Origin of the sequence: Xylella taiwanensis, assembly GCF_013177435.1 — a bacterium.
Taxonomy (GTDB): domain Bacteria; phylum Pseudomonadota; class Gammaproteobacteria; order Xanthomonadales; family Xanthomonadaceae; genus Xylella; species Xylella taiwanensis.
Map to the genome: position 1 here is coordinate 1,569,805 of NZ_CP053627.1, position 12,584 is coordinate 1,582,388.

A 12,584-nucleotide genomic window follows, 5' to 3' on the forward strand; every position below is an offset into this window, starting at 1 on the left:
ACGGACCATCTAGCACTTACTCCGGAGACATTCCATGCGCTTAATGAGTGACGACTTCAAAAACGGCCAACCGATCCCGCTCGAATACGCGGCTAGCAAAGCGGACAGCTTCGCCCCCAACCGTAACCCGCACCTGACGTGGGACGATGTGCCAGGAAACACCCGTTCTTTCGCCCTGCTGTGCGTGGACCCAGACGCACCGAGCATTCCAGAGACTGTCGGTCGTACCGATCTGGATATCCCGGTGACACAACCACGTACCGACTTCGTACATTGGGTCATGGCTGACCTACCTGCCGCCCTGCGGGTGATCGCCTCCGGTAGTTGCAGCGATGGCTTTGTGGTACGCGGCAAACCCACGCCGCCTGGTCCGGCAGGCACACGCCAGGGATTGAACGACTACACGCACTGGTTTGCCAACAACCCGGAGATGAGCGGTGACTATTACGGCTATGACGGCCCGTATCCACCGTTCAACGACCTGCGTGTACACCGCTACTTCTTCCGTCTGTTCGCACTTGACCTGGAACGCTTGCCTCTTCCCGAGCGCTTTGACGGTCCCGCACTCCTACGCGCGATCCAGGGTCATGTATTGACCGAAGCCGCGCTGTACGGCACCTACACTCTCAATCCCAAGGCTCAAAGATGATGCAGCACTGTCTTCTGGCATCCCCCCAAACCATTGATCGTTGCATTGATGAGTCGAGCCCCATCTATGAAAAATCCACAGCGCAAGCGCCGTATAAGCGCAGCGCACCACATGCCAATCCACGCAGCCATGCATCGATTGAATTCCACCACCAACAGCCCCTATGACAAAAACTCGTGAGCGCCGCCTCTGGATTTAAAGCAACAAAAGCGACAACACCTCAAATGACTTCATGCCCCTTTGAAGCGTGCCTTCGGCAATACCGCATCCTTGTCAAAGACAAAAAAGCACCTGTCATTTCCCAGGAACGATCCACTTGACAGCCAATGACATAGACATATTCAACACCTGCAAGCGATATCCCTACTGAAATCCAAACGATAGTCCCACGGGAGATGACAACGCGATGTCACACAGGAGTTGCCGATTGACAAAACAATGACCGGAAAGATCTCTGATCCATTGAAGATGGAAAGATCGAAGATACCTGACACGTGACGGACGCACGCAACGATTAAGGCAACCAATCCCGCAATGCCTGAACATAGATCTGGAACTAACATGCCCGCTGCACACCGCAAAAACCGATGTAAAACATACGGTGCGCCGTAACTTGCGCCAATCAGTGTTTTGAAAAAATGCCCCATCAATCGCCACAACGCGCCACAACGAAGATGCCAAGATGCATGAGCCGATACGGAGCTCTACAACAAGATCCCCATCGTTCAAATGCACCACAGCGTACGTAAACAACAAACACCGCAATGCGCTGACAATGCTGATGCTTCCCCACAAGGACAACACACGTTAAACCTTCAGTTGTGCATACAACACTCCGCTTTTGAACGGATGCATACACAGGCGTATCGGTGGCTCCACACACAAGAGTGTCCCGTTGCTGGACAGCATTAGGAAAGCCAAACCCAGTCTCAGTTGCACAGCGTGCAGCAACACGTCTGGAGAGATCGAAAGTACTGTGTTGAGTACACCCTAATGCGCTATCCAAGGCGATTCCATTGCAATGATGCCAACTCAATCACCAGACAAAGCAATCTCCGCATCTCCCCTCCCATACCTGGACAGATTGAGAGCACACAAGATTCACCCTGGCAATACCACAACATAGCTCGATACAGATGTGCGCCACTGTAACGTCAACACCTCATGACCAAGCAGCGAGATGAAGCACACGGTGATACAGCGCTGGCCTAACGTGCTGAGTAGACAAGGCATCGGTCGCTTGACCGGGTTAACTTTGTAAACATCCCAACATATTGGTAAACAAAAGCCGCTGGGATGATGCAAGCAATACAATCACTAAGAAGCAATCAGCACCGCCATCGGTTTCACAGACAATGACAGTGACCACCGCTTTTATCGAGATGATGCTCCAGAAGCGACTCCATATGCCCCAATCGACTCCCCTTCGCCGAGACTCCAGATCATCACTCACATGATCAACCGTTGCGTTGGCATACAGAAAGACTTTGCAAGAAGGGCATAACGCTCATCACGTGACCCAGGTGGCTACATCAAGCGGAACGGCAGCACTGTAAAGATTGCCACGCCCTGCCGACATTCGCCGCAGCCCACTATGCTGCAACAATCGAAAGCGTAAAATCACTGCTCCTCTTTAACCTACACTCTGCCTCGGAGCGAACACGCATGGGCCTGGAACTGGTCAACGCCGGCAACAACCTACCTGAAGAAATCAACGTCGTCATCGAGATCCCCAAGGACTCCGAGCCAGTCAAATACGAAGTAGACAAAGCGAGCGGTGCAATTTTCGTTGACCGCATTCTATCCACCCCGATGCGCTATCCCTGCAACTACGGTTACGTTCCTAACACCCTGTGCGGCGACGGTGACCCCGTCGACGTGCTGGTGGTGCTGCCACTCCCGTTGGTACCCGGTTCGGTCGTGCGCTGCCGTCCGGTCGGCGTGCTGAACATGAAAGACGAAGCTGGAAATGATGAAAAACTGCTGGCGGTGCCGGTGAGCAAAATCTTTGCTGGCTACGCGCATATCGAGGACATCAACCAAGTCTCCGGTCACTGGCTGGAACGTATCGGCCATTTCTTTAATCATTACAAGGACTTGGAGAAAGGAAAATGGGTCAAGCTCGAGGGTTGGGACAACGCAATCGAAGCCAAACGGATCCTGACCGAGGCGGTACAACGGTACAGAGACAATATGCAGTAGGGCCCCGTACATACTCACCAGCCAGGCTCGAAAGCCCTTTCAAGGGATGCATTGCGTTTCAATCGTGATCTAGCACGGTGATAACGGTGTATGGAGGCAGGCAGGAACCACCTTCTTGGATCCGGTATGAATCCATCCGCATGTTTCCCTTGCGCCACTCAATCGGTTCAAGGGAAACGGCCGGGATGAGATCACTGCCACTACAGGCCGGGCCGGATAAAGAAGTCAGTACATCTAGTACGGTTGTGCAAAGCCAATCACACGCACGAGGAGACCACCAAGCTCACCGGGCTCAGCCCCACAGGGAACGGCAATATCCACAAACACTCAATCACTGCAAATCCAAAGAGTGATCCGACACATGCGAGGACAAGCACATCAGCAACAATCTCGTGTTCGTCTCACTTGTGGTCTATGCGCTCATCTGACGCCGCAGTGACTGATGACCCAGCCAGCCATCCAGAAAATACTTGCCCAAACAAGCGCTGGATGTCCCTCTCACATCCGCGGGTGTGCTGATTGACAGTGTCATGCCCAAAGCACACTGAATCTGTTGTTCCACCGTGATGCCGCGGCTCGTCGAGCATGCTCCGCTCATTGCAGCATTGAGACGTGATGGACGAACCAACCCAACAGACATGACCCCGCAGCGCAAACATGCAAGGTCACAACGATACGCCCATCCGTGAAACACGGGTGCACCATGCGAACAACACGTGCCACATGTACCAATCATCCGGACAGTACCTCACCCCAGGTCAAGATGTGCAAGCAGATGGTTCATGGCAAGCACAGCACCGCAATCCTGCACCGCTGCGTACAGCGATAGCGGGCATAGCAACCCCTGAAGGACAGATAGCTGTGGGTACAGCTACAAGGCTTTGCTGGAAGCATAATAAAATGCACATCGCCGTCTTTTCTCTATCGGTGAATCAGCAAACACGTCTCACCGCAGGAGATGCACCACACTGGCTTGAAACAGCCGCTCACCCACCCACACGAAGCAACCCCTCGTTCACGCCACGACCAGCACTGCATGCAGCATTCAGAGGCCAGCAAGCACTTCGAGAAAGATCCCAATGGGTATGCAGCGCGATACTCAATCCAATCATGGCGAGGCAATCACTCTCAATGCTGAGCCGTAGCAGCTGCACGCAAACAAGGGAAAACACGATGACACCCAAATCCATCTTCCAGAACGTTGGCCGCAAACCACCTGCATTCGAAACACCGTACAGTGCCTCAACACTGACAGGTACCCCACCTTCGTTCAGTTCAAGGACAACAGCAACGACAACACTTTACTTTCGAGCAAAACGACCAACAATCCACACAAAAGTCCACTGATTCACCATCGGAATCCGATGCCTTCCAAAACACCTCATCGCTTCAGTCAAACAATGCCAGCATGACGGGTACTGCAGAGCCCCCCACGCAAGAAAAGCCATGTTGCTTCAATACATGTCCAAACTAATGAACGCTGCTATCAGCACCACGCTATAAACGCATCCACACCTGGGATTGAGCCGCGTCATTCTCACGCTTACACGGCATCAATCTGAATGAAGCAGCCTGTGCCGCTTAACCACCAAGCACCCAAACATGGTGCCACGTTGCGATTTGTCGCACTGGCCGATGCTCGATCAATAGCAATCAGAACAACAATGCCGACATCTTGCGGCGGTAACGGCCCACCAAATCTTTGTCTTCGATCACCTGAAACGCATCAATCAAAGCTTTGCGTGGCAACCCGTCGTTAAAGTCGCGATTCTGACGCAGTATCTCCAAGAAATGCTCCAGTGCCGCTTCGCTCTGCCCATCGAGCAATAACCGCACACCAAGCAAGTGACGCTTGTTCAGATCCGAAGCATCGACAGCAAACGCCGCCTGGAGTACATCCAGACTCGGTGCATCATTCAATACACCAGCAAAGCGAAGCCGCGCTTTGGCGCGTAACACTCGATCGTCTGTTGCCAGCTTCGCCGGCAACGCATCAATGAGTACCGTGGCCTCATCGATCTCATTCGTCTTTAGCAGCGCCAAGGCCAGATCGAGCTTGAGATCGTTATTGTCCGGCTTAGCCGCAAGTGCTTGACGCAACCGCGCGACCTCAGCCTGTGGATCCAGTGGAATGGCAGGCGACACCTCTTCGGGTACTTCAGACTGAGCAGGAAAGATCCCGTGTTTAGCCAAAAACTCGCGCACCTGACCTTCAGGCTTCGCACCTGGAAAGCCATCGACCAATTGCCCACCTTTGACCAGGTACACCGTCGGCACCGAACGGATCTGGAACGCGGCAGCCACTTGCTGTTCCTGATCCACATCGACCTTAGCCAGCTCGAATGCCCCATGATACTCGGCAGCCAGTTTCTCCAGAATTGGGCTCAAGGAGCGGCAGGGACCACACCAAGGGGCCCAAAAGTCGACCAGTACCGGGGTCCGCAAAGATTTCTTCAAGACTGCAGTCTCAAAAGCTGCGTCGGTCACGTCGAATACGTGGGGTTTGTCGGACATGTCAAGGACTCTTCGATCAATGATGATTGCTCATTAAATGGTGACACACCAGAGCGATACAAGGTGAGGGGTTCACCTGATGAAGGGCAAGCATGACAATGCAGTTTAGGGGCGCGCCTGGACACAGGCCACCTTCCAGACCCAATAGTGGACGCCAGAAACAAAGGAAACAGCAATGCATATCGAAAAGATCTGGCGGAGTGCAGGAGCGATGGCAGCCATCATGTTCGCTGCATCGGTCACCGGCTTCGCGCTCACGTTGCCAGGGTACCGACACATGCTGCATCCCGTGGCCCTGCTCGGCGCGCAAGGCATGCCCCACGCCGGCTTGTTCAACGTATTCGGATTTTTGGTCCCTGGTTTGCTGGCAGCGACACTGGCCACCTGTCTGATGACACGCTCCCTCCAACATACCAGCTGGTCGTTGCGCATCGGCATGCAACTGGTAATGCTCTCAGGATTCGCGTTCGCTGCGATGGGATTGCTGCCACTGGATATGAACGAACTGGAGGGGCGCGCCACCCAGTACCACGCCTCTGTATGGCTACTGTGGGTGATCGCCTTTTCTGCGGCCACACTTCTCCTTGCTGTTGCACTGTTGCCTCGACCAGGCATGACAGCACTGGCGTGGGCCACGTGCATCGCTGGGTTGATCGTCGCAGCGAGTTCATTCGGGCCTGCCGAACGATTGCATCCTGCCTTCGCACAACGGATCGGTTTTTCCACGTGGCTCCTCTGGTTAATGCTGGCTGGCTGGCGTTGGCCCGCCGTGCCGCCCTGACTTGCCGCGCCAATCAAATATGGAGCCATCTGCCGCGCTGCGGTACGCTGTTCTGCTTTGCGCTGTTCCACATATCCGCTCTCATGTCCACCGAAGCCAACACCTACGACCCACAACAGATCGAATCCGCTGCACAGCATTATTGGGACTCCACACGCGCCTTTGAAGTCAACGAGCATTCTGACAAGCCCAAGTACTACTGCCTGTCGATGCTGCCGTATCCATCCGGCGCGTTGCACATGGGGCATGTGCGCAACTACACGATCGGGGACGTCATCAGCCGCTACAAGCGTATGACCGGCCACAACGTGCTGCAGCCGATGGGCTGGGATGCGTTTGGCCTGCCGGCCGAGAACGCAGCCATCAAAAACAAGGTCGCTCCAGCTCAATGGACCTATAAAAACATCGAACACATGCGTACCCAGCTCAAGTCTCTGGGCTACGCGATCGACTGGTCGCGGGAGTTCACCACCTGCCAACCCCACTATTACGTACACGAACAGCAGATGTTTACCCGGCTGATGCGCAAAGGTCTAGCCTACCGTCGTCATGCGCTCGTGAACTGGGATCCGGTGGATCAAACTGTATTAGCCAATGAGCAGGTCATTGATGGACGTGGCTGGCGTTCCGGAGCACGGGTGGAGAAACGTGAAATTCCACAATGGTTCCTGCGTATCACCGACTATGCTCAGGAACTGCTAGATGATCTGAACACACTGGATGGCTGGCCGGAACCGGTCAAAACTATGCAACGCAACTGGATCGGCCGTTCTGAGGGTCTGGAGATCCAATTCGAAGTACGCGATCCCGATAACAATGCGTTGGAAGCACTCCGCGTGTTCACGACACGCCCAGACACACTGCTTGGCGTCACCTTCGTCTCGATCGCTGCTGAACACCCACTCGCCCTGCATGCGGCGAAATCTAAGCCTGAATTGGCCACGCTGCTAGCTGAGATGAAGCAAGGTGGTCTCTCCGAAGTCGAGCTGAAAACCCAAGAAAAACGTGGCATGGACACCGGTCTGAAGGCGATCCATCCGATTACCAGCGAGCCATTACCCGTGTGGGTAGCCAATTTCGTGCTCATGGCTTACGGCACCGGCGCGGTGATGGGTGTGCCTGGCCACGACCAGCGTGACCAGGAATTTGCGAATAAGTACGGCTTACCGATCCACCAAGTGATCGCGCTCAAGGCACCCAAAAACCACGATGAGCGCACCTGGGAACCAAATGTCTGGCGTGATTGGTACGGTGATAAGACTCGCGAATTTGAGCTGGTCAACTCAGCCGAGTTCGATGGACTGGACTACCAGAGCGCATTCGAGGTGCTGGCTGAGCGTTTCGAACGTCAAGGACGTGGTCAGCGCCGAGTGAACTACCGCCTGCGCGACTGGGGTGTGAGCCGCCAGCGCTACTGGGGTTGTCCGATTCCAGTCATTTACTGCTCCACATGCGGCGCGGTACCTGTACCGGAAGACCAACTGCCGGTCATCCTGCCAGAAAATGTCGCATTCAGCAGTACTGGCTCACCGCTCAAAACGGATCCGGAATGGCGCAAAACGACCTGCCCGGAATGCGGCGGCCCTGCTGAGCGTGAGACAGATACTTTCGACACCTTCATGGAATCGAGCTGGTATTACGCGCGCTACACCTCTCCAGAGGCACGAGAGATGGTCGACAAGCGGGCCAACTACTGGCTGCCGGTAGACCAATACATTGGTGGCATCGAACACGCGATCCTGCACCTGATGTACTTCCGCTTCTACCACAAGCTCATGCGCGATGCGCGGCTGGTCGACAGCAACGAACCAGCGATCAACCTGCTTACACAAGGCATGGTGATCGCCGAGACCTTTTACCGACAAAACCCGGATGGTTCCAAAGATTGGATCAACCCAACCGATGTCAATGTGGAACGCGACGAGCGCGGCCGCATCACCGGCGCGATCCTCATCAGCGATGGCAAGCCCGTCATGATCGGCGCGACTGAAAAGATGTCGAAATCCAAAAACAATGGTGTGGATCCACAAGCGATGGTGAGCAAATATGGCGCAGACACCGTGCGCCTGTTCTCGATGTTCGCTGCACCACCAGAACAATCGTTGGAATGGAACGAAGCCGGAGTAGAAGGCATGGCGCGCTTCCTGCGTCGGTTGTGGGCCCAGGTGCATCACCACGCCGCTCATGGTCCGCCCACAGCCCTAGATATCACGACACTGGACGCCGCACAGAAGGCCATACGATGCAAGACCCACGAGACTATCGCGCGCGTCGCGGACGATTACAGCCGCCGTCGCAGCTTCAATACCGCGATTGCCGCGATCATGGAGCTGTCCAACACATTAGCCAGGTTCGATGACACCAACACACAGAGCCACGCTGTACGTCAAGAAGCACTTGAGACAATGGTGTTGCTGCTCAATCCGATCACTCCACACACCAGCCACGCACTGTGGCAGACCCTGGGTCACCCCGAAACGCTACTGGAAGATCAGCCATTCCCTAAGGTCGATAGCACTGCACTGGTGCGCGAGGCAGTCACCCTGGCTGTACAAGTCAACGGCAAGCTGCGTGGGACGATTGAGGTTGCCGCCGACGCAGCGCGCGAGAATATCGAAACCAACGCACGGGACGAGCCGAACACCGCCAAATTTCTGCAGGGACTGACGGTACTTAAAATCATCATTGTCCCAGGCAAAATAGTGAACATTGTTACTAGCTGAACCGATGGCATCTTAAGCACCGTTCACGCCGAATGCAGGAAGCTAGCTATCTGTTCCCATATCGGCGTCTCCTCCAAGAGGGTCTCTCAATGATCAAATTTCTTACTACTCTGGCTGCCGCCGCTCTGATCACTGGGCTAACTGGCTGTGACTTCCACCTGCGTAACAAGCTGAACCTGCCTCCCAGCCTACCCCAGCCCCCCAACCTGAATCTTCCCCCTAATGTGCCAGCGTTATTGATCCAGTCCAGTATCAAGTACAGCGAATTGGAAAAGTTCGTGCGGCGCGGCCTACATGCTTCAGGCGTCACCGTAGTTGAAGATCCAACCACCAGCGGCGTGGCACAGCTGAAGATCCTGTCCGAACGCTGGGGCGATTTACCCACCGCGATCGACATCCAGGGGCGCGCACAAGAGTACAGTCTGCGCTACGCAGCCATCTTCACTCTGGTCGCTGCTAATGGGGAGGTGATCGTGCCACAACAAGTCATCGAATTGTCCCGTGATTACCTATCTCCTCCGGTCGATGCAACAGGAACCACCACTGAACGCGAGATTTTGGCTAACGAGCTACGCCGTGATATGTCAGCCTCAATCCTACGCCGTATCGACAGTGTCGTACGTTCGCGTCTTGAAAAGAGCGAACTGTTGGAGCAAGCAAAACCGCCCTCGTCTGCGACGTCCGGTGCCTGATCGAGACATCATGGAACTTCGTCCAGAGCAGCTCGCCAACCTGCCGGCCAACCAACCGTTACAGCCAGCCTACCTGATCGCCGGCCCCGAAACGCTGCGCTTAGTAGAAGCTGTCGATGCGATACGTGCGCGGGCACGTACTGACGGCATCACCGAACGTGAAGTATTTGACGCCGAGAATCGCGATTTCGACTGGCAGCAACTTGCATCCAGCTTCAACGCCCCAAGTCTGTTCAGTTCCCGTCGCTTGATCGAAATACACCTGCCAGGCGGCAAGCCTGGTAAGGAAGGCAGTGAAGTCATCAGAGCCTTCTGTGCGGCCCCGCCGCCAGACGTTGTGTTACTGATCATCTGCAACGAATGGAATAAAACACACCATGGTAAGTGGACCGATGCAATCGCACGCATCGGTAAAATCGCAATCGCCTGGACCATCAAGCCTCACGAACTACCCGACTGGATTACACGCCGCCTGCATAGCAAAGGGCTACGCGCCACTGCGGATGTGGTGCAACAGTTAAGCACACGCCTGGAGGGCAATCTGCTCGCCGCCGCCCAGGAGATTGACAAATTGGCACTGTTAACCCAAGGCCCTCTCCTCGACCTGGAGACCATGGAATCCTGCGTTGCCGACACAGCCCGTTATGACGTATTCCGACTTGCCGAAGCGATGCTGTCTGGCCAACCAGCTGCAGCGGTACGCATGCTCGCCAAGCTACGTGCTGAAGGCGAAACGGTTGCAGCACTGCTGCCCATTCTGATCAAAGAACTGATCCGTGTTACTACGCTGGCATGGGTCCAGAATAGCAGCGGTAATTTAGCCGCAGAAATGAAAGCACAAGGCATCTGGGAGACACGTCAAGCACCGTTCAAGCGTGCGTTGCAGCGTCATCCCTCAGCATACCGTTGGGAGCACTTCGTTGCCGAAGCCGGGCGCATCGACCGCATCGCCAAAGGACGCAGTGACGGCAATGCGTGGCTGGCGCTGGAACGGCTGCTGGTCGCAGTGGCAGAAGCAGGTGCAGCGCGTCTGCTAGCATAACGGCCCCGTCCTGGAGACAAATGATGCTATGTCCAGCATGCACGTGTTTTATGGCGGAACTTTTGATCCCGTGCATACCGGCCACTTAACCATCGCGCGCGCAGCACGTGCAGCACTGGGAGCACCCGTAGCGCTGCTCCCATCCGCTGATCCGCCACATCGTCCGACACCCAGCGCATCAAGCATAGATCGCTTACGCATGTTGTGCTTAGCGGTCTCCGACGAACCAGGTTTGTCGGTGGATCCGCGTGAGTTGCAACGCGCGGCGCGGCAGACGCAGCCGTCCTACACCGTCGACACCTTGACCGAAGTACGCAGTGAACTCGGCCCCAAAACATCGATCATCTGGCTGCTGGGTGCTGACGCCTTCCTCAACCTGAGCAACTGGCAACGTTGGCAAACATTACCGGAACTCGCTCATCTGGTCGTCGCCAACCGACCAGGCGTCACACTACAAGCACCACTGCCGCCCAAGATGGCTGCCATCTTCAATGATCGCTGGGTCCAAGATCCTGCAACACTTCGCAGCACTGCGAACGGGCGTGTCTGGTTATTGAACCAACACCCGACCCCAAGCTCAGCAAGCAACGTGCGTGCCGCCATCGCTGCCGCCACCGACTGGGAGGCCGACCTCATACCAGCAGTTGCAGAATACATCCGCACCCATGGCCTATACGGCATCCATGACATCAATTAACCACCACGTTATCTATAATCCCCCCTCACCAACGTTCGCCTGAGTCCTCACGTTGACCAATCAAGCGCATCTCATCAAAACCACCATACCCACACCACCGCCATCGCTACCGATGCTGCTGTCGACCGTCTGCGAGGCCGTTGAAACACTCAAAGCCAAAGACATCGTAAAGATCGACGTACGTGGCAAATCCAGCGTCGCAGACTACTTGGTGATCGCTTCAGGCACCTCCACACGCCACGTGAAATCGATTGCTGAGGAGGTGGTCAAGTTTGTCAAGCGCCTGGACATCATGCCGTTGGGTGTGGAAGGCAAGCGCGAAGCTGAATGGGTATTGATCGATCTTGGTGACGTGATCGTCCATGTGATGCTACCGCGCATACGCGAGTTCTATGCATTAGAACGGCTATGGATCGTCGCTGACCAACTGACATCAAGCGACAACGCAAACTGAGCAGCCACCACACGTGCACAGCACCAGCTGCCGCCATGCCTATAAGATTCGCAGCACCTGTTGAATTCACAGGTGATCCAATCACTCAGACGGCCACGCCGCTCGAGCCATGGATTATGCATTGCACTTATAAACACCAATCACCTGGAATGGGGATCCGCATTCGTATTGTTCCCTCAGCGTGAATCCAGAGCGCATTACTTTAGATACATGCCCTCGTCTGCCTTAGGATCGACATCCGATTACCTACCTTTGTTGAATAACATGCCGATCCCCATTGCTACCAGCAATGCCGGCCACCACGTGGCAATCAACCGACCGAGACTAAGCTGAGTCCAACCTAAGTTATTCGCTAAAAACAGCAAACCAACCAGAATCAGAATCAGTGCGGTAACAACGTTAGATTTAGATTGCATACCAACAACAAGACAAAACGGGCGGCCATCTTAGCCGCTACACCCGTTGCGTGGCACGCTTTTTGAAAACAGCCGCACTGAAACAACCCAGCCAATCAGTTCCCCCAGAGTACTCCAGGCCAAGCCAAGTCGCCCCAATCACGTTGGAGCGGAATAAAACCCGCATCACAATCAAATCCCTTCATTTACTGGGTATCTGGCAAAACATTTCACCATTCACCTTGAAGCCTATTGCAGAACCCAAAGGTCGGGAAGATTGAAATAACCAGCAGATGCAGAAAACACACGAAGCTCAACTCATATCTCAACGACACTCAGCACCTTATCTCAGCGCATCACACCGCCCCAGTACCAGAACACGTCCACAAGATTGAAAAACGAACGATGCAAACATCTCATAGACGTTGCGCAGGA

At 54.8% G+C, this 12,584-nt stretch carries 11 protein-coding genes; 8 read left to right on the top strand and 3 right to left on the bottom strand.

Annotated elements, in window-relative coordinates; genetic code table 11:
- Nucleotides 1-34 precede the first annotated feature (34 nt).
- Entirely contained in the window at nt 35-649 is a 615-nt protein-coding gene (locus tag PLS229_RS06860; RefSeq protein ID WP_038272582.1) for a YbhB/YbcL family Raf kinase inhibitor-like protein, read from the top strand.
- A 1,665-nt stretch (nt 650-2,314) separates the two neighbouring features.
- The gene (ppa, locus tag PLS229_RS06865; RefSeq protein WP_038272580.1) at nt 2,315-2,851 is read left to right on the top strand and encodes an inorganic diphosphatase; all 537 of its coding nucleotides are present in this window, start codon (nt 2,315-2,317) and stop codon (nt 2,849-2,851) included.
- A gap of 1,653 nt (nt 2,852-4,504) precedes the next feature.
- Here ppa and trxA read toward each other — a convergent pair.
- Entirely contained in the window at nt 4,505-5,365 is an 861-nt protein-coding gene (trxA, locus tag PLS229_RS06870) for a thioredoxin (protein WP_038272574.1), read from the bottom strand.
- A gap of 175 nt (nt 5,366-5,540) precedes the next feature.
- Between trxA and PLS229_RS06875 the strand changes: the two genes are divergently transcribed.
- The 6 genes from PLS229_RS06875 to rsfS all read left to right on the top strand — a co-directional run bounded on the left by PLS229_RS06875 (nt 5,541) and on the right by rsfS (nt 11,754).
- Entirely contained in the window at nt 5,541-6,146 is a 606-nt protein-coding gene (locus PLS229_RS06875; RefSeq protein WP_038272571.1) for a DUF998 domain-containing protein, read from the top strand.
- A gap of 83 nt (nt 6,147-6,229) precedes the next feature.
- Nucleotides 6,230-8,869, top strand: a complete 2,640-nt coding sequence (leuS, locus tag PLS229_RS06880; protein ID WP_038272610.1) for a leucine--tRNA ligase — start codon at nt 6,230-6,232, stop codon at nt 8,867-8,869.
- An 89-nt stretch (nt 8,870-8,958) separates the two neighbouring features.
- On the top strand, nt 8,959-9,561 hold the full coding sequence (locus PLS229_RS06885; protein ID WP_038272569.1) for an LPS-assembly lipoprotein LptE: 603 nt from the start codon (nt 8,959-8,961) through the stop codon (nt 9,559-9,561).
- A gap of 10 nt (nt 9,562-9,571) precedes the next feature.
- Nucleotides 9,572-10,603, top strand: a complete 1,032-nt coding sequence (gene holA / locus PLS229_RS06890; RefSeq protein ID WP_114867136.1) for a DNA polymerase III subunit delta — start codon at nt 9,572-9,574, stop codon at nt 10,601-10,603.
- A 28-nt stretch (nt 10,604-10,631) separates the two neighbouring features.
- Nucleotides 10,632-11,300: a nicotinate-nucleotide adenylyltransferase gene (nadD, locus tag PLS229_RS06895; RefSeq protein ID WP_038273039.1), complete on the top strand. Its 669-nt coding sequence runs from the start codon at nt 10,632-10,634 to the stop codon at nt 11,298-11,300.
- A gap of 52 nt (nt 11,301-11,352) precedes the next feature.
- On the top strand, nt 11,353-11,754 hold the full coding sequence (gene rsfS / locus PLS229_RS06900) for a ribosome silencing factor (RefSeq protein WP_038273036.1): 402 nt from the start codon (nt 11,353-11,355) through the stop codon (nt 11,752-11,754).
- Nucleotides 11,755-11,996: 242 nt separating this feature from the next.
- Here the strand turns inward: rsfS and PLS229_RS06905 are convergent, their stop codons facing one another.
- Complete coding sequence (locus tag PLS229_RS06905; protein ID WP_114867137.1) at nt 11,997-12,170, bottom strand: LiaI-LiaF-like domain-containing protein; 174 nt, start codon at nt 12,168-12,170, stop codon at nt 11,997-11,999.
- 37 nt (nt 12,171-12,207) lie between these two features.
- Nucleotides 12,208-12,336 carry a hypothetical protein gene (locus PLS229_RS12450; RefSeq protein WP_267903150.1) on the bottom strand — a complete coding sequence of 43 codons (129 nt, stop codon included), beginning with the start codon at nt 12,334-12,336 and terminating at the stop codon, nt 12,208-12,210.
- Between the last annotated feature and the right edge of the window lie 248 nt (nt 12,337-12,584).